Genomic DNA, 18,819 nt, shown 5'->3' on the forward strand with positions numbered 1-18,819 from the left:
TATGAAATTGCTAACTTTAAACTGTCATTCTTGGCAAGAAGAGAATCAAATAGAAAAGATAAAATACCTTGCTAAAGTAATTCAAGAAGAAGAGTACGATGTCATCGCATTGCAAGAAGTAAGTCAGTCCATACAAGCTGAAAATGTATGCGGTAACAAGAAAAAAGATAATTTTGGACTTTTACTATTAGAAGAGTTAAAAGCGCTACATGTAAAAGATTACAATATTACTTGGGATTTCTCTCATATTGGTTATGACTTGTACGAAGAAGGATTAGCGATTATAACGAAGCATAATATTATAAAAGAAGATACGTTCTTTATTTCAGAAAACGAGGATACAACGTATTGGAAAACGCGTAAAATTGTAAGTACAACACTTGCTTATAATGGTAAGGATATAACGTTTTACTCTTGCCATCTCGGTTGGTGGAATGATGAAGAAGAGTCATTCAAAGGTCAAGTCGATCGTTTGATGGAGCGTGTAGATAGCAATAAGCTCGCCTTCTTAATGGGGGATTTTAATAACAATGCTCGATTGAAAGGCGAAGGTTATGAGTATATGATGCAAAAAGGGTTGTATGACACATATGAATTAGCAATAGAGAAGGATGAAGGAACGACTGTCCAAGGCGAGATTGCTGGTTGGGATGAAAATAAACATAGTTTGCGAATCGATCTAATATTGTGTAACCAAAGTAAAAAGGTTCATTCTTCAAAAGTTATTTTTAATGGTACAAACAGAAATGTAATTTCAGATCATTTCGGTGTAGAGGTTCAATTGGATATATAATAGAAGAAATCCTCACAGAGAATAAAAGCTGTGAGGATTTTTTTTAGGAATACAAGTATTTCCAAGAGAAAATACTTGTATTTTTTATGACATTTCATATATATTTGTTATTATTGAATGTAAAACCGATTTGGTCATTTTGTATTCATACTTTCACTCACTTCGTTATATAATGAAGTAAGTGAAAGTTAATGGGAAAAAATAGTACGTTTTTGGTTAATACACGATGTAGAAAGTGATATAATTGCAAAATGTATGTATCATTTTCTAAAGAAGGAAAAATATATAATTAGGTGATAACTTCTATGAAACAGATTTGGCGTATTTATAAGACAGATTTACGGAATGTAGCCAAACATTGGGCTGCAATTGTTATTGTTTTAGGATTAATGATTTTACCATCGTTATATGCATGGTTTAACATTAAAGCTTCTTGGGATCCGTATGGAAATACAAAAGAGGTTCCCATTGCAGTTTCTAACCAAGATGCAGGTTCTAATTTAAGAGGGAAAGACATTAATATCGGGAAAGAGATTGTAGACTCCCTTAAGAAAAACAAAAATCTTGGCTGGAAATTTGTAGATGAAAAACAAGCAATTTACGGAGTTGAGCGTGGGGATTATTATGCAAGTATTACGATTCCAAAAGACTTCTCTGAAAAAATTGCAACTGTTCTGGATGAAAATCCTAAAAAACCAGAACTGGATTATTATGTGAATGAAAAAGTAAACGCGATTGCACCGAAGATTACAGCAAAAGGTGCATCAGGCATTACAGAAGAAATTAGTAAAAACTTTGTAAAAACAGCAAACGGTGAGATTTTTAAAGTTTTCAATGATCTTGGAATCGATTTAGAAACAAATTTACCAAGTATCGAAAAAGTAAAAGATCTTGTATTTAAGTTAGAAGCGCAGTTCCCAGAAATGAATACACTTATGGATAAGGCATTAGATGATGCAACTCGAGCAGAAGATGTTGTGAAAGTAGCGCAGAAAGATTTACCTGTTGTAGAGAGTGTAATAAATGATGGGCAGGAAGCGTTGGCGAATTTAGATAAGTTCTTTGCAAGACAAGATCAAACATTAAAAAATGCTCCAGGGACGATAAGAAATGATTTAGTGGCAGCAAAAGGCGTTATGGATAGTGCAGCTGCATTTACTGACTTTTTAATGAATCCAGGTGTAGAATTAAATATTCCTGATTTGTCTGGAATGAATGGATTACCTGAATTCCCAGCGAGACCAGATCTTTCTAAGTTGAATAGTGATGGGTATAAAGGGATAGCACAAAATATTAATCAAACAGTAAATAATGTTCTAAGCTCATCACGTGCAGGAACAGCTTATGGAAAAAGTGTTTTAAATGGATTGCAAAATGGTCAGTTTGATCCAGAACAAGCAAAGAAAGATTTAAATGCGGTATCAGAACGATTACAAACTGGTACAGATGGTATTTCATATCTTATTAATTTCTTTACTGAACTTCAAAAATCGGCGACTACTGATTTTGGTCAAAGCTTTTTCCAAGGGCGAGTGAATCACTTAACTAATGTTAAAAAAGGTATGGAAAATGCAAATAACGGTATTAAAGATATTGTAAATGTTATTGGCAAAGGACAAGAAGTAAAGAAAGATGTAACAGATGTAGCGAATCAAAAATTAGATGCAGCAAATGGATTAATTGATCAAGCTGAAAAAGATTATAATGAAACGTTTGTAGCAGATTATAAAAAAGCAGTTAGCACAGTCGATCAAGCCAAAGTTGATGCAAATGCAGTATATGATAATGCAAAAGCAGATTACGATAAAGTAAAAAATGGTATTGAGGGTGCAAAAGCAGATTTACAGAAAGCAAAAGAAGATGTACAAAATAGAGGTATTAACGGTTTAGATTCAACGAAAGTAGCTTTAAATAGCTTAAATGGTCAATTCCAATCTGGAATCGGTTTAATTGATGATATGATTCCTGTTCTAGAAAGTACAAATAAGGTTTTAGCGGATGTAAATAGTGATAAAAACCTTAATAATGGAATCGCAAAATTAAACAAAGCGAAAAGCAGCTTACAAAAAGGTGTAGAGGCAACGAATAAGGGAATTACACTTCTTAACAATGGCCAGAAACCTACAAAAGATGTAATTGAAAGTATTAACAATGCTGCGAAGGGCGGATCAGCTCAATTAACAGATGTATTATCGACGTATGATTCAGAAATTGTACCTAATTTCAATACAGCAATTGCTCGTACAAAAGAGATGTCGAAAAATACAACTCAAATTTTAAATGATGCAGACAAAAAGCTTCCAGATGTTAAAAAATTACTAGAAGATTCATCAAAAGGCTTAGTAGACGGGAAAAAGAAATTAGCAGATATTAAAGCTGAAATGCCAGCTACTGAGAAAAAGATTAAAGAATTAGCAGATAAAATTCGTGATTTTGAATCTGAAGAGGATTTAAAAGACATCATACGCTTATTGAAAAACGATGTTGAAAAGCAAAGTGATTACTTTGCGAATCCAGTAAATTTAAAAGAGAATAAATTATTTGCGATGCCGAACTACGGTTCAGCGATGTCACCATTCTATACAGTGCTTGCATTATGGGTAGGCGCATTATTAATGGTTTCATTATTAACGGTAGAAGTACACGAAGAGGGCGCGAATTATAAGAGCCATGAAATTTACTTCGGACGTTTATTAACATTCTTAACGATAGGTCTTTCACAAGCGTTTATCGTATCGATGGGAGATATATTCTTACTCGGTACGTACGTAGTCGATAAGTTCTGGTTTGTGTTATTTAGTTTATTTATTGGTGGAGTCTTCGTTTGTATCGTATACTCACTCGTTTCTATTTTCGGAAACGTTGGGAAATCGATGGCAATCATTTTACTTGTACTGCAAGTAGCAGGATCGGGCGGAACATTCCCAATCCAAATGACACCAGCGTTCTTCCAAGCGATTTATCCGTTCTTACCATTCACATACGCAATTAGCGCAATTCGTGAAACAGTTGGCGGAATGCTTTGGGATATCGTAACGCGAGATTTACTTGTGTTAAGTGCTTTCGTAGTAGTTATGATCGTTGCTGCGTTATTACTGAAAACACCAATTAACAAATCAAGTGAAAAATTTGTTGAGAATGCAAAAGGAAGTAAAATCATTCACTAAAATAAAAGGTTCCTACCGATAGAGGTAGGAACCTTTTTGTTTAATCAAATTTTAATTTTTTTAATGCTTCTGCGAATGGGTTATTTAATGGTTCTTCTTCTTTTTTCTGTTGTTTCATATATTTTTGAACGTCGCGTTTATCGGCTTTGTTTCCAGATTCTTTTTTACGTCGCTCTTGGAATGTTGATAATTTCTCGCGATAGCCACATTTACATGCGAAAATTTGGCCTGCACCCTCACCACGTAATTCTAGTTTCTTTTTACATTGCGGACAGCGAGCGTTTGTTGTACGAGATACATTTTTACGATGACCACATTCACGATCTTGGCATACGAGCATTTTTCCCTTTTTGCCGTTTACTTCTAGCATTGGTTTACCGCAATCTGGACAAGACTTCGTTGAAATATTGTCATGTTTATATTTTTTATCACTCGATTTAATTTCAGAAACAATTTCTTTCGTATAGTTCTTCATTTCCGAAATGAATACTTCTTTCTTTAATTTTCCTTTTGCAATTGCCTCAAGTTTTTGTTCCCATTCACCAGTTAGTGTAGGTGATTTTAATTCTTCTGGTACTAAATCAAGTAATTGACGACCTTTTGATGTAATGTGAATATCTTTACCACGTTTTTCAATTAAGAAAGAATTGAAAAGTTTGTCGATAATATCTGCACGTGTCGCTACAGTACCTAATCCACCAGTTGATTTTAACGTATCAGCAAGTTGTTTATTTTGCGTATCCATATATTTTGTAGGATTCTCCATTGCTGAAAGTAAAGTTGCTTCATTAAAGCGTGCAGGTGCTTTCGTTTGGCCTGATGTTTGCATAAGTAACTTTACAGTTAATGTATCGCCCTTTTCAATGTGAGGTAGAATCTGCTCTTTTACGTCATCAGTTACATCATCGTCTTCAAATCGATTTTCGTATACTTCCTTCCAACCAGCATGTAAAATCGTTTTTCCGCGTGCAATGAACGTTTCACTACCAACTTTGGTACGTAATGTTAGTTGCTCATATTCGAATGCTGGGAATAAAACAGCTAAGAAACGTTTTACAACTAAATCATAAATTTTGCGTTCTTTATCTGTGAATGCTGAGAAGTTAACGTATCCTTCTGTTGGAATAATCGCATGATGATCGCTTACTTTACTATCATCAACAAATGATTTGTTAGGTTTGATAGGCTTTTGTAATACTTTATGTGCGAAGGGACGGTATTCTCCAACACCACATGCTTTTAGACGTTCTGGAAGTGTTCCAACGATATCAGATGAAATGTAGCGTGAATCTGTACGAGGGTACGTTAGCACTTTATGCTGTTCATACAATTTTTGCATAATATTTAATGTTTCTTTAGCAGAGTAACCGAACTTTTTATTTGCATCACGTTGCAATTCAGTTAAATCGTAAAGACCAGGAGAGAATGACTTCTTCTGTTTCTTATCAATTTCCACAACAGTAGCATTTTGTTTATCTAAACTTTTTACAATACCATCGATTTTTTCTTTATTAAAACTACGGCTATTGCCATTTGCATCTTGCCAAGTAAGTTTGAGCTTCTCCATTGTTTGAGCTTCGATGCCGTAGTAAGTTTGTGCTTTGAAGTTCTTTATTTCATCCTCGCGACTAGCAATCATAGCAACAGTAGGGGTTTGCACACGGCCACAATTTAACTGGGCATTAAAGCGAGTCGTTAAAGCACGAGTTGCATTAAGACCGATATACCAGTCAGCTTCTGAACGCGCAACTGCTGAAGCGTATAAATTGTCATAGGCTTTACCTGGTTTTAAATTTGCAAAACCATCTTTAATTGCTTTATCGGTTACAGAAGAAATCCATAAACGTTTGATTGGTTTATTTATCTTAACTTTATCGATAATCCAGCGTGCGACTAATTCCCCTTCACGTCCAGCGTCTGTTGCTACAATAATTTCATTTACATCTTTTCTAAGTAGCTGACTTTTTACAGCATTAAATTGTTTACCAGTTTGTTTAATAACCGTTAATTTCAAACGCTCAGGTAGCATCGGTAAATCTTCTAAATTCCACTTTTTATATTTCACATCATAGCTTTCTGGATCAGCTAATGTAACAAGATGGCCTAAAGCCCAAGTTACAATATATTTACTACCCTCAAGATAGCCGTTTCCTTTTTTATCACACTTCAGTACACGAGCAATATCTCGTGCAACGGAAGGTTTTTCAGCGATTACAACGCTTTTTGACATATTAAAAACATCCTTTCAAATTTCCATAAGTTAAATATAGCATACATCTTCTTGAGATTCAGTTTCGCTCCATATTTGAGCTGTTTTTAATGGAGTGAACAAAATCCCAACTGATTAAAGTTTCACTTTATCAGTTGCTTCTATATTAAATAGAAAAGTAAAGAACTTGTTATTTTACTAGAATAAGAGTAGACTTTGAAGTAGATGAATAAGAAACACATGGGAGTTTGTGGATACAAACTGAGAGTATGACTAGTCCGTCATTGACCATTTGAACCTGTTGGATAATGCCAGCGTAGGGAGAGTGTAAAAGCACATGTTCAGGCACTTTGCGTACGCGCGAAGTGTCTTTTTGTGTATCTCCCATCATTATAGTTAGGAGATGAAAAGGATGAATATGAAAGAAATTAGTAAAGTAGTGGATTTGGTGAGAGAATCTAATCCGCTTGTTCATAATATTACAAATGTTGTTGTAACAAATTTTACTGCTAACGGTTTGTTGGCACTTGGGGCATCGCCTGTAATGGCGTATGCAAAAGAAGAAGTAGCAGAAATGGCTAGCATTGCTGGAGCGTTAGTATTAAATATGGGGACACTTCGTCCTGAAGAAGTAGAAGCGATGTTACTCGCAGGTAAATCAGCAAATGCGAACAATGTGCCAGTACTATTTGATCCAGTTGGTGCAGGAGCAACTTCGTATCGAACAGAAGTTGCGAGACATATTCCGGCTGAAATCGATTTAGCAATTATCCGCGGAAATGCAGCTGAAATAGCAAATGTTATTAATGAGAAATGGGAAATTAAAGGGGTAGACGCTGGTACTGGACATGGCAATGTTGTAAGTATTGCAAGGCAGGCAGCAGACGAATTAAATACAGTTGCGGTTATTACTGGAAAAGAAGATGTTGTTACAGATGGAGAGAGAACTATTGTTATTCGAAACGGTCACCCTATTTTAACGAAAGTTACGGGAACAGGTTGTTTACTAACTTCGGTAATAGGAGCATTTGTAGCAGTAGAAAAAGATTATGTAAAAGCAGCAGTAGCTGCATTAACATTTTATGGAGTAGCAGCGGAACTAGCAGCGGCTAAAACGGTAGAAAAAGGACCTGGTAGTTTCCAAATTGAATTTTTAAATCAGTTAGCGAATACTACTTCTGATGATATTGAGAAGTATGGGAAGATTGAGGAGTTAAAGTAAGGGGGAGGAAACACACGATGCGCATTGAAACAAAGAAAATGTCTAAGTTATTACAGGTGTATTTTATTATGGGAAGTAATAATTGCGCGAAGGATCCTTTATCTGTATTGAAAGAAGCATTAGATGGTGGAGTGACACTTTTTCAATTTCGTGAAAAGGGAGAAGGGGCTTTAATTGGAGAAGAAAGAGTGCGTTTTGCAAAAGAATTGCAGGCGCTTTGTAAGGAATATAGTGTTCCTTTCATTGTAAATGATGATGTAGAATTAGCCATTGAATTAGATGCAGATGGTGTTCATGTAGGACAAGATGATGAAGGAATTACATCTGTTCGTGAAAAAATGGGAGATAAAATTATCGGCGTATCTGCTCATACAATTGAAGAAGCACGCTTTGCAATCGAAAACGGAGCAGATTATTTAGGTGTTGGACCTATTTTCCCAACGAGTACGAAAAAAGATACGAAAGCGGTTCAAGGAACGAAAGGATTAGCTTATTTTAGAGAACAAGGAATTACAGTGCCAATCGTTGGTATTGGTGGGATTACAATTGAAAATACAGTGGCAGTTATAGAAGCGGGTGCGGACGGTGTTTCAGTTATTTCAGCAATTAGCTTAGCTGAATCTGCGTATGAAAGTACGAGAAAATTAGCTGAAGAAGTAAAGAGAAGTTTGTAGGGAAGGACGTGTAGTATTTTAAGTGCTACATGGAGAAATAGACTGCCCCAAAATTTAAACAAATATTTGATTAAAAAAGCACAAACCTTTTTAAATAAAGGTTTGTGCTTTTTCTTTAAAACATAATTGAAATTAAGAGCATTCCAATTCCGATAGAAGTAAATGTTGCAATTAGGCCCGGAATCATAAAACTATGATTTAATACGTATTTACCGATACCTGTTGTACCAGTGCGGTCGAAGTTAATGGCAGCAACGATTGTTCCATAGTTTGGAATGAAGAAGTATCCGTTCACTGCAGGGAACATAGCAATCAGTAATGCTGGCGGAATACCAAGAGATAGTCCAAGTGGCATTAAGGCACGAACTGTTGCTGCTTGGCTGTACAGTAAAATAGATAGAATGAATAATGCGATAGCAAATAGCCATGGTGCACTTGTTACTAAATGCTGAATGGATCCTTGAATCATATTTAAGTTTCCGTTAAAGAAAGTATCTCCCATCCAAGCGATACCGAAAATAGCAACAACTGCTGTTGCTCCTGCTTTAAAGACGTTACCAGATACAATGCTTTCTACATTTGGTTTACAGAAAATAATAATAAGGGCCGCGATAGTTAACATAACCATCTCAATTGTGTTCGGCATGGAAAGACGAGCTAACTTCCCATCAACTATCCATCCTGGACGAAGTGCTTCAAATGAACCAAGAAGTACAACAAGGAAGGTTCCTACAAGGAAAAGGATAACTGATAATTTGGCGCCCTTTACACCTACAAATTCTTTTTTCTCTTCAAGTTTAGGAATCATTCCTTCGTTTAATCGTTTTAAGTATTCAGGGTCTTCATTTAATTCTTTTCCCATCTTACTAGCAACAAATGCTGCTAACATACAAGCAATGAAAGTAGAAGGAATACTCACTTTTAAAATATCTAATAAAGTGATTTTATAGTCAGCTAACATTGCTAAAAGAGCAACTGTGGCAGCTGAAATTGGACTAGCTGTAATTGCTTGTTGAGAAGCGATTACGGCAATCGACATTGGGCGTTCCGGTCTAATCCCTGATTCACGAGAGACTTCTGCAATAACAGGAAGTACAGAATAGGCAACGTGACCAGTACCTGCACATAGTGTGAATAAATAAGTAACAATTGGAGCAAAAAAAGTAATACGCTTTGGATTTTTTCGTAATGCTTTTTCAGCTAGATGAACAAGATAGTCCATTCCTCCAGCAGCTTGCAAAGCACCAGCAGCTGTAATTACTGCCAAAATCATAAGCATTACATCGATAGGAGGCGCGGTAGGTTGTAAGTGGAAGACAAAAACGAGTATTGCCATACCAACTCCACCCATTACTCCTAAACCAACTCCGCCTAGGCGTGCACCAATAAAAATACAGAGTAACAAGGTAAGAAATTGTAGCCAAAACATGATAAACTACCTCCGAAATTCATTAGTTAAGATATATTCGAATAGTTTAATTTGAATGAAAATTAAATAAATACCCGAAGAAATCCTTGTTATTAATACATTTTTTATTATATAACACAAAAAAAGTAACATTCACGTACTTTTTGAAATTATTTTGAAAAAACAATGCGTTAAAAATTTGTATTTATATCTCTAAATAAGTAGACATTTTGATTTATATGTTGTAATCTTTGAAAGAGAATAAATTAATTCTCATAGAACTCCCATATCGTTCAACTCGTTCAGCGAGAAAGGCAAACTGATGGAAACATGAGGACGCAAAACTACAGGAGCTAAGGTCGAAAGGCTATGCTAGCCAGTTACCGGACGGATAGGGTTGGTCTTTGCCAATGCTTTTACATTGGCTTTTTTTTATTCTCGAACATATTGAGAAACATTTTTAAACAAAATATTCATATATTTTGTTTTTTTGTTTATGTTAGTTAAGGAAGGTGGATATTAATGAAAAAATATTGGCATAAGTTATCGTTCCTTCAAAAGAACGTCTTATTAACCGTACTAGTTATTTTGACGCTTGTTGGAAGTATGGGTGCGTTAAGTTTCAACATGTTTCAAAATAGTATGATGTCTTTATTTGAAAGGCAGTCTATTGAAACAGGAGAAATAGTATTAAAAAAATTGGATTTAGAGTTAGTTAGAGACATGGCGAAAGATCCTACAGCCGAAAAAGTGAAAAAAGAAAAGTTAACAGAGAAATTAGATGAAGTTTCAAAAGAATTGAAAAGTGTTGGACAAACGTATGTTACAGGAGCAAAGCCGAATGAAAAGCGAGAATTAAAACTCGTTGGTTTGACTACAGAGTTAACAAATGCATTCCCTATAAAGACGGGAGATTATTATGAACAACCCGCTCATTGGATGAAGGCATACGATAAAGTGATTGATACGAAAAAGGCACAAATGACAGAAGTATATGAAGATGAAATAGGTTCGTGGGTGACAATATTAGAACCAATTACGGATGGAGAAAACAATATTGTTGCAATTATTGCGGCTGACCTAGATGCTTCCATTGTTCCTATTACAAAAGAGAAGTTTATGATACAGGGCTTACTCTTTATCATTATTTCATTAGCAATTGCGACTATTACTCAATTCTTTATCGTGCGTCACTCGCTAGCTCCATTAAAAGATTTACGAGAAGGGTTACGTAAAATTGGTGAAGGAGACTTAAGTATTAAATTAAAAGAAAGACCAGATGATATTGGAATTATTAATGTTTATTTCAATAACACGATTGAAAAATTTAAAGGGATTATAGATAAAGTAAGGCAAACTGCTGAGCAAGTTTCTTCTTCTTCGCAAGAGTTGTCAGCGAGTACAGAGGAAAATAGCATGGCAGTTCAAGAGATTGCAAGTTCTATTGAAGGTTTAAGAGTAGGGGCACAGTCTCAAAAAACGTCAGTACAACAATGTTTAGGAATTGTACATGGAATGGAAGATAAGGTAGAAGAGATAACTGGGGCTGCAAAACAAGTTGCAGTTGCTTCTGAAGGTATGGAGCAACATTCAATTGAAGGTAATGAAGTGATTGGACAAATTATTAATCAAATGAGTTTAATCCAAAATGCAGTACAAGATTTATCTTCCATCATTTATTCGTTAGAAACAAGGTCAAAAGAAATTAGTGATATCGTAACTGTAATTACAGGTATTTCAAATCAAACAAATCTATTAGCTTTAAATGCTTCTATTGAGGCTTCACGTGCTGGAGCAGCTGGAAGAGGGTTTGCGGTTGTTGCTGATGAAGTACGAAAATTAGCAGAACAAACTGAAGCGTCTGCAAAAGATATAGCGAAATTAATTGGTGAAACACAAGCTGAGACAGAAGATGCTGTAGTTTCCATGCAAAAAGGTTCAAAAGAAGTAGAAACTGGAATTTCACTTGTTCAAAGTAGTGGAGATTTCTTTGAAAAAATTTCAAAATCAGCGCAATCTGTTACAGATCAAGTAAAAGCTGTTTCTGGTAATTCGAGTGACATTTTACAAAATAGCCAAAATATTGTTCAAGTTGTAAATGAATTATCGCATATTGCAAATACTTATGCCAACAGCAGTAGTAATGTTGAAGAAAGCATGAAAGAGCAAGAAATATCAGTACAAGATATTGCAGAATTAGCGACTTCTTTAAGTTGGCTTTCTCAGGAATTACAAGAGCTAATTGGTGAGTTTAAAAGTGAATAAGAAGAAAGATCAATTCTAATCAAAGGGGGATCCCCCTTTGATTATGAATTGAACGAATCTGCCCGTTAATAAGGGATGAAAAAGGTGTGAATTTTCACACCTTTATTATATTTGAGAGAGGAATTTACATAAATATGAAATTAGCGATTTCTTATAATGAGATGGTAAAAGAATTTTTAGGAAAAGTAGAAGGAAATATTACAATACCTAAAGATGTGCAAGGAAAAGAAATTAGAATGAAAAGAAAAACGGAACTGTTTCTAAATTTGACTCATATTGTAGATTTAATAGGAGCGACTGCAACGTGGTTATATCATATTTCTAAAGAAAAACATATTGTCGTGTTTTATCATGTAAGAGGAAGTTTATTTCCGATTACTATTGAAGTTTCTAATTTTCTTTCCTATGAAAGTTTGAATCTACAGATTGAAGAGCAACTGGAACAAATTAAAGAAATAAATGCGGAAGAAATAGAAGAGTTTCAAAATGGTAAGAAATTATATGAAATGTCACCTATTATTATTGGTGAAACATATTATGAGCTACAAGATGCGAATACATTACAATTTGTATTTAGTAAAAATATGCAAAGTGTAGAAATAATATTTAATAGTGTTAATTGGAAAGAGACAACGATTACTCGTTATGCACAACAAATACAAGGTGTTTTAATTGATAAATCACAAAATAATAATAAACGCATAAAACATTTTAATATTATTACAGAGGCCGAGATGGCACTTTATAGTCAAGTGAATGATACGACAGCGGTATATCCTGAGAAAAGTATCGTCGATATGTTCTATAATACTGTTACTCAATTTCCAAATCGTATAGCTTTATCTTCAAGGGAAGGTACTTTAACTTATGAGGAGTTAAATAAAAAAAGTAATCAAATAGCTCATATGTTAATTAAAAACGGCGTGCGATTAGGAGACTATGTTGGAATATTTATGAAACGTAGCATAGACACAGTAGTAAGTATGGTAGCTATATTAAAAGCTGGTGCAGCGTATGTTCCAATTGATCCAGATTATCCCGAAAGTAGAATACAGTACATTATTCAAGATAGCCAAGCGAAAGTTATATTGATGAAAGAGACGCCTATAACATGTGATGGAGTTCAAACTGTTTCAATTTATGATAGTGAAACTTGTGAAGATATAGATGTAAAGTTGTCTATTCATTGTGATGATGTAGCTTATATGATTTATACATCTGGTTCAACAGGGAATCCAAAGGGAACGATGTTAGCACATAGAGGCGTTGTTAATCTGTATACTTGGATGAAAAAGCAATATGAATTGACAGAAGAGGATGTATTTGCCCAATTTCCTTCCTTTAGTTTCGATGCCTCTGTATGGGAGTCATTTGCTTCTTTATTCTGTGGAGGAAACTTGTATGTATTATTAGAGGAAGAGCGATTGTCTGTAGAAGCATTTGCACATGCAATCTATAAAGTGAAAGCAACTTCGATCTTGGCATTAGCAACAATTTTTGTTCGACAAGTAGCAACGTATTTAGCAGAAGAAGATATATATAAGCTAGCTTCCCTAAAAAGAATTGCGATTGGCGGTGAAATGTTGCCTGTAGAGGTTATTAAATTGTGGAGAGAAAGAATAGGTACAAATGTTGAAATTCATAATGTATACGGACCGACAGAATGTACTGTAGTGACGACAACCTATAAAATACCTAGTCAGTTAAATGAGGATGTTGCGAGTATTCCCATTGGTAAACCATGTGCTAATTATCAAGTTATGATTTTGGATGAGAATATGAATCTTTGTCCAATTGGTGTACCTGGTGAATTATATATAGATTCAGTAGGATTAGCAAAAGGGTATTTTAATAAACCTAATAAAACAATTGAAGCTTTTATTCCGAACCCTTTTAATCCTATAGTTAATATATATAAAACAGGTGATATCGTTAAGTTGCTAGAGGATGGAAATATAGAGTTTTTACATCGGAAAGATGATCAAGTAAAAATTAGAGGACATCGTATTGAACTAGGAGAAATCCAAAGTAAAATTTCTCAAAATCATAATATAAAAGAAAATGCTGTTTTTGCTAAGAAGAGTAAGGAAGGTAGCCAATATTTAATCGCGTTCTATACAACTTTAAATAAAAAAGAAATACCAGAATTAGTTTATCAGTTACAAGAGCAGTTACCAGATTATATGGTGCCATCTAAACTAATTTATATTAATGAATTACCACTTACACCTAATAAAAAGATTGATGTTAAAAAGTTAGCCCAGTTAGAAGAAAAGTATGAACCGCTTCGTCTACAAGAATATGTTGCACCTTCTAATAAAGCAGAGAAGCAAATAGCGAATGCTTGGGCGGAAGTATTAGGAATTTCAAAAATTGGAGTGCATGATGATTTCTTTACAATTGGTGGACACTCATTGAAAGTATTACGAGTATTAACATTGTTAAAAGAAGACTTCTCGCATTTAACAATTCAAGATTTCTTTAAAGAAAGAACGATATATGGATTAGCTCGAATTGAGCGAGAAGTAAAAGTAGAGAAAGAAGAAGTATTTCGGGAATATAAAGTAATTCACGAACCAGATACTATTACGTATGCAAACGTTTTTGAAGAAAAACAGATTTCAAATGTCTTTTTAACAGGAGCTACTGGTTATTTAGGATCACACATATTATATGAATTGCTAAGAGATACATCTGCTACTATTTATTGTTTAGTAAGACCAACCAAAGATGTGCAGCAAAGAATTATAGATACATTAACAGGCTATTTTAATGATATATGTGAAGAATGGTTACAGCGTATACAGGCCGTAGCTGGCGATCTAGGAGAAGAGTATCTTGGGATGAGCGAAGAAGAATTTATGTTCATCAGTTCTAAGATGGATACGATAATTCATTGCGGTGCAGATGTAAGACATTTTGGAGATGTAAAACAATTTGAAAATATAAATGTACAAGGGACTAGCCGTATGCTAGCATTAGCGGAAAAAGGCGCTACATTCCATTTTATTTCTACAATTGGTATCCCGTTAGAATTAGCGGTAGATCAATGGGATACATACATGAAAACTGGTGATTTTAATTACAGTGTAGACTTAGAGAATGTATATTCAAATAGTAAACTACAAGCGGAAAACATTGTTCGTGAAGCAATGAAAAATGGTTTGCGTGGAAATATTTATCGTGCAGGTAATTTAGCATGTCATTCAGAAACAGGTTCGTTCCAACAAAATATTGAAGGAAACGCATTTTATCGTCTTATTAAAACAATGCTATTAATTGGGAAAGCACCAAATGTGAAGTGGAAAGTTGATTTCACACCAATTGATTTTGCTAGTAAATCAATTGTATCGTATTTACAAGATGCGCAAATTGTAGGAGAGACGTTACATATTTGTCATCCACATCAAATTGAGTTTGAACAATTTATACAGCTAATTGGAGAGTGTGGATACAATCTTGAAATGGTTCCACTTTCAGAATATGAAAATGCCGGACTGGAATTAGCAAAGGGAAATGAAGTAATAGCAGAGTTAATTGCTTCTCAAGTTGCAGGAGATGGAGCACAGCAATCTGAAATTGTAATGGGTACACGTAGAACGAATGAATGGATTAAGAAAAAAGAATTGAAAGTACCAGCAATTAATAAAGAATTTATACAGCAGTTATTAGCTTATGGTGAAAAAGTTGGATATTTTCCAAAAATAATGAAATGATTATGCATGCTTTTGTTTGTTCAATAAAATAAATCATGCTACAATGAAAACGAATTAAGGACCGGGGAGCCAATTGGCTGAGAGGATGTAAGTAAACATCGACCCTCAACCTGATCTGGATAATGCCAGCGTAGGGAGTTACTTAAAGTGATGTAGCATATGTTATTCTATAATAACTTGCATACAAGGCTTTCCTACGCAGTAGGAAAGCCTTTTCTTATTTTTGAAATTTAATTTTATAAGGGGGATTTTATTATGTCACAACAAGTTACAATGTCATTTTCAGTAGTACCACAAGCGAAAACGAAAGATGTATATTCTGTTGTCGATAAAGCAATTGAAGTTGTGCAACAATCGGGAGTTCGTTATGAAGTAGGGGCAATGGAAACAACTTTGGAAGGAGAATTAGATGTACTTCTTGATGTCGTTAAACGTGCACAACAAGCTTGCGTCGATGCTGGAGCAGAAGAAGTGATTACTTCTATTAAAATCCATTATCGTCCAAGCACTGGTGTAACGATAGATGAAAAGGTTTGGAAGTACCGTGATGAATATGCAAAACCAGAAGCAATCTAAACTTATTACAACTATTTGGCTTATCCTTCTCATTGCGATATGGGAAGGATCTGTTTCATTATTTAAAATCGAACCGTGGATTTTACCAAAGCCTTCTGCCATTGTTCAAGAATTAATTGGGATGAAAGATTTACTATTACCAAATACGATGCAAACACTGCAGGAAGTTATAATTGGACTATTCTTTGCAATTTTATTGGGGACGAGCATCGCAATTATTATGGACGTTATACCGTTATTTCGTATTTTAATAAATCCATTGCTCGTTATTTCGCAAACAATTCCAATTGTTGTACTTGCACCACTATTTATTATTTGGTTTGGATATGGGATGTTGCCGAAAGTAATGGTCGTAATACTCGTTTGTTTCTTCCCAATTGCGCTTAGTATTTTAGAAGGTTTTCAAACAGTAGATAAAAACATGTTGAAGCTGTTACAAACAATGAAGGCGACGAAATGGCAAGTTTACCAGAAAGTAAAATTTCCAGCAGTGCTTCCATACTTTTTCTCAGGCTTAAAAATTGCAGTTACATATAGCGTAATGGGGGCAATTATCGGAGAATGGCTCGGTGCAAGTGAAGGATTAGGCGTTATGCTTACGAGGGCTACAAAATCCTTTTTGACTGCCCGAGTATTTGGTGTTGCAGCAATCATCGTTATGGTGACATTGTGTCTGTATTTTATCGTAGAGTTTATGGCAAGAATAACAGCACCATGGATATATAGAAAGGACGGCAGAAAATGAAAAAAGGTTTGAAAGTTATGTTAGCTGCCTTAGTAGCGGTAGGCGTGGCTGGATGTAATCCGGCGAAGAAAGAAGAAAGTAAAAGTAAAGATCAAAAAGTAAAAGTAGTATTAGATTGGTTTCCAAATACGAATCATACTGGCTTATATGTAGCACAAACGAAAGATTATTACAAAAAGCAAGGATTAGATGTAGAAATTATTCAACCGGGTGACAATGTAACAGCAGAGCAAATGATAGCATCAGGAAAAGCTGACTTCGCAATAAGCGCACAAGAAAATGTAACGTTGGCTCGTGTGGAAGGGATTCCTGTTGTATCTGTCGGAGCGATTATTCAGCATAACACTTCAGCATTTGCATCAATTAAGAAAGATAATATGACGTCACCGAAAGATTTTGAAGGTAAACGTTACGGCGGCTGGGGAGGACCAGCAGAAGAAGCGACATTAAAGACGATTATGGATAAGCATCAAGCTGATTTTAATAAAGTTGAAAAAATCATCTTAGGACAAACCGATTTCTTTAAATCAATCGGCCGTGATGCAGACTTTGAATGGATTTATTACGGATGGGATGGAATTGAAGCGAAGCGCCAAGGAAAAGAGTTAAATACGATTATGGTAAAAGACTTAGACCCAGCGCTTGATTTCTATAGTCCTGTTATTATTACGAGTGAAAAACATACGAAGCAAGATAAAGACTTTGTGAAAAAGTTTATGAGTGCAACAACAGAAGGTTATAATTTTGCAATTAAGGAACCGAAAGAAGCTGCTGATATTTTAATTAAAGCTGTTCCAGATGTAAATAAAGATTTAGTTCAAGAAAGCCAAAAATGGTTAAGTACGAAGTATCAAGATGATGCTAAAGCATGGGGAGTACAGAAGGAAGAAATTTGGACGAATTACATGAATTTCTTATATGACAACAAAGTTATTAAAAAGAAAATCGATGTAAAAGATGCTTTTACAAATGAATTCCTTCCAAGTGAAAAATGAGCGGATTACAAATAAAAAATATAGTGAAATCTTTCGATGGAAAGAATGTACTAGAGAAGATTAGTGCCTCTATACAAGAGGGAGAGTTTGTCTCCTTTGTAGGCCCGAGTGGTTGCGGGAAAAGCACATTATTAAACATGATTGCAAATGTTGAAAAACCAACAAGCGGGAACGTAACGTATAACGATAAGCAAGTACAAGAGCAAGATGTTGTTAGTTATATGCCACAACAAGATTTATTACTACCGTGGCGATCAGCTTTGCAAAATATCGTTCTTCCGTTAGAAATTGAAGGAAAGCCGAAAAAACAAAGACTGACAGAAGGAATGGAAGCATTAAAGCAGTTCGAACTAGATGAATATGCAGACCATTATCCAGATGAATTGTCTGGTGGTATGCGTCAAAGAATTAGTTTTCTGCGCACCTATTTATGTGAAAAGCCAATTATGCTGCTTGATGAGCCTTTTGGAAAGTTAGATGCATTTACAAAAATGGAAGTACATAGCTGGCTTTTAAACTCTTGGCATCAAGAGAAGCAAACAATCGTTATGGTGACACATGACTTAGATGAGGCAATCTTGCTGTCTGACCGTGTATTTATTTTATCTCAAAGACCAGCGTCAATAGTTGGCGAGGTACAAGTGAAATTACCTAGGCCGAGAACGATGGATATGTTAACATCACTCGAATTAAAAAAGGATAAAGAAGAGATTTTAAGTGTGTTAGCTCCTTATATGAAAAAATAGAAAAAGCTGATGTTTTAATTTTAGACGAACCGACTAATCATTTGGATGTAGAAACTAAGATGGCTTTACAGGAAGCGTTACAACAATACAAAGGAACGGTTTTAATTGTCTCACATGAACCTTCTTTCTATGAATCGTGGATAACAAAAGTATGGAATATAGAAGATTGGAATGCTGAACAATATGAATAAAGAAAAGGCATTAGCTTTTATGGGCTAATGCCTTTTCTTTGTGATTAACATGATTTTCGAGAACTCTTACATGAGAATTGTATGAAGAAGCACTCTTATGGTGCGCTTATAA

At 34.9% G+C, this 18,819-nt stretch carries 12 protein-coding genes, 1 pseudogene and 3 riboswitches; of the genes and pseudogenes, 11 read left to right on the top strand and 2 right to left on the bottom strand.

The genetic code is table 11. From position 1 onward, the window contains the following. Position 1: 1 nt before the first annotated feature. On the top strand, positions 2–793 hold the full coding sequence (locus BAQ53_RS01885; protein WP_000771976.1) for an endonuclease/exonuclease/phosphatase family protein: 792 nt from the start codon (positions 2–4) through the stop codon (positions 791–793). A 305-nt stretch (positions 794–1,098) separates the two neighbouring features. Beyond that, positions 1,099–3,960, top strand: a complete 2,862-nt coding sequence (locus tag BAQ53_RS01890) for a YhgE/Pip domain-containing protein (protein ID WP_000810096.1) — start codon at positions 1,099–1,101, stop codon at positions 3,958–3,960. Positions 3,961–4,000: 40 nt separating this feature from the next. Here BAQ53_RS01890 and topB read toward each other — a convergent pair whose 3' ends face one another. Then, the gene (gene topB, locus BAQ53_RS01895; RefSeq protein WP_000047287.1) at positions 4,001–6,190 is read right to left on the bottom strand and encodes a DNA topoisomerase III; all 2,190 of its coding nucleotides are present in this window, start codon (positions 6,188–6,190) and stop codon (positions 4,001–4,003) included. 209 nt (positions 6,191–6,399) lie between these two features. Next, positions 6,400–6,509, top strand: a riboswitch (TPP riboswitch). Between the two features lie 72 nt (positions 6,510–6,581). Here topB and thiM point away from each other — a divergent pair. Continuing rightward, positions 6,582–7,391, top strand: a complete 810-nt coding sequence (gene thiM, locus BAQ53_RS01900; RefSeq protein ID WP_001056091.1) for a hydroxyethylthiazole kinase — start codon at positions 6,582–6,584, stop codon at positions 7,389–7,391. A gap of 17 nt (positions 7,392–7,408) precedes the next feature. Further along, entirely contained in the window at positions 7,409–8,065 is a 657-nt protein-coding gene (thiE, locus tag BAQ53_RS01905; protein ID WP_001217745.1) for a thiamine phosphate synthase, read from the top strand. A gap of 115 nt (positions 8,066–8,180) precedes the next feature. On the opposite strand, the gene BAQ53_RS01910 is transcribed toward thiE, so the two are convergent. After that, entirely contained in the window at positions 8,181–9,494 is a 1,314-nt protein-coding gene (locus tag BAQ53_RS01910; protein ID WP_000498707.1) for an anaerobic C4-dicarboxylate transporter family protein, read from the bottom strand. Between the two features lie 282 nt (positions 9,495–9,776). Next, positions 9,777–9,861, top strand: a riboswitch (cyclic di-GMP riboswitch). 134 nt (positions 9,862–9,995) lie between these two features. Between BAQ53_RS01910 and BAQ53_RS01915 the strand changes: the two genes are divergently transcribed. The 7 genes and pseudogenes from BAQ53_RS01915 to BAQ53_RS01945 form a co-directional block, all read left to right on the top strand. Next, positions 9,996–11,738 (top strand): methyl-accepting chemotaxis protein, encoded by a 1,743-nt coding sequence (locus BAQ53_RS01915; protein ID WP_000761074.1) that lies wholly within the window; start codon positions 9,996–9,998, stop codon positions 11,736–11,738. Positions 11,739–11,872: 134 nt separating this feature from the next. Further along, the gene (locus BAQ53_RS01920; protein WP_000761455.1) at positions 11,873–15,454 is read left to right on the top strand and encodes a non-ribosomal peptide synthetase family protein; all 3,582 of its coding nucleotides are present in this window, start codon (positions 11,873–11,875) and stop codon (positions 15,452–15,454) included. Positions 15,455–15,506: 52 nt separating this feature from the next. Continuing rightward, positions 15,507–15,608: riboswitch (TPP riboswitch) on the top strand. A 101-nt stretch (positions 15,609–15,709) separates the two neighbouring features. After that, positions 15,710–16,030: an MTH1187 family thiamine-binding protein gene (locus BAQ53_RS01925; protein WP_000082906.1), complete on the top strand. Its 321-nt coding sequence runs from the start codon at positions 15,710–15,712 to the stop codon at positions 16,028–16,030. Then, positions 16,002–16,775, top strand: a complete 774-nt coding sequence (locus BAQ53_RS01930) for an ABC transporter permease (RefSeq protein ID WP_001057166.1) — start codon at positions 16,002–16,004, stop codon at positions 16,773–16,775. The genes BAQ53_RS01925 and BAQ53_RS01930 overlap by 29 nt, the downstream gene beginning before the upstream one ends. Next, complete coding sequence (locus BAQ53_RS01935) at positions 16,772–17,770, top strand: ABC transporter substrate-binding protein (RefSeq protein WP_208906449.1); 999 nt, start codon at positions 16,772–16,774, stop codon at positions 17,768–17,770. Before BAQ53_RS01930 ends, BAQ53_RS01935 begins: the two co-directional genes overlap by 4 nt. Then, the gene (locus BAQ53_RS01940; RefSeq protein ID WP_000016076.1) at positions 17,767–18,516 is read left to right on the top strand and encodes an ABC transporter ATP-binding protein; all 750 of its coding nucleotides are present in this window, start codon (positions 17,767–17,769) and stop codon (positions 18,514–18,516) included. The genes BAQ53_RS01935 and BAQ53_RS01940 overlap by 4 nt, the downstream gene beginning before the upstream one ends. After that, a pseudogene (locus BAQ53_RS01945) lies at positions 18,513–18,707 on the top strand (P-loop NTPase family protein); the annotation flags it as partial. The gene BAQ53_RS01940 and the pseudogene BAQ53_RS01945, both read left to right, overlap by 4 nt. Between the last annotated feature and the right edge of the window lie 112 nt (positions 18,708–18,819).

Source organism: Bacillus sp. B25(2016b) (assembly GCF_001679765.1).
In the GTDB taxonomy this organism is placed as follows: Bacteria; Bacillota; Bacilli; order Bacillales; family Bacillaceae_G; genus Bacillus_A; species Bacillus_A thuringiensis_K.

Bases quoted from the DNA above. Each gene is read 5' to 3' on its own strand.
- BAQ53_RS01940 (WP_000016076.1), top strand. From the start codon at position 17,767: ATGAGCGGATTACAAATAAAAAATATAGTGAAATCTTTCGATGGAAAG.
- BAQ53_RS01930 (WP_001057166.1), top strand. From the start codon at position 16,002: ATGAATATGCAAAACCAGAAGCAATCTAAACTTATTACAACTATTTGG.
- thiM (WP_001056091.1), top strand. From the start codon at position 6,582: ATGAATATGAAAGAAATTAGTAAAGTAGTGGATTTGGTGAGAGAATCT.
- topB (WP_000047287.1), bottom strand. From the start codon at position 6,190: ATGTCAAAAAGCGTTGTAATCGCTGAAAAACCTTCCGTTGCACGAGAT.
- BAQ53_RS01920 (WP_000761455.1), top strand. From the start codon at position 11,873: ATGAAATTAGCGATTTCTTATAATGAGATGGTAAAAGAATTTTTAGGA.
- BAQ53_RS01910 (WP_000498707.1), bottom strand. From the start codon at position 9,494: ATGTTTTGGCTACAATTTCTTACCTTGTTACTCTGTATTTTTATTGGT.
- BAQ53_RS01885 (WP_000771976.1), top strand. From the start codon at position 2: ATGAAATTGCTAACTTTAAACTGTCATTCTTGGCAAGAAGAGAATCAA.
- BAQ53_RS01925 (WP_000082906.1), top strand. From the start codon at position 15,710: ATGTCACAACAAGTTACAATGTCATTTTCAGTAGTACCACAAGCGAAA.
- BAQ53_RS01915 (WP_000761074.1), top strand. From the start codon at position 9,996: ATGAAAAAATATTGGCATAAGTTATCGTTCCTTCAAAAGAACGTCTTA.
- BAQ53_RS01890 (WP_000810096.1), top strand. From the start codon at position 1,099: ATGAAACAGATTTGGCGTATTTATAAGACAGATTTACGGAATGTAGCC.
- BAQ53_RS01935 (WP_208906449.1), top strand. From the start codon at position 16,772: ATGAAAAAAGGTTTGAAAGTTATGTTAGCTGCCTTAGTAGCGGTAGGC.
- thiE (WP_001217745.1), top strand. From the start codon at position 7,409: ATGCGCATTGAAACAAAGAAAATGTCTAAGTTATTACAGGTGTATTTT.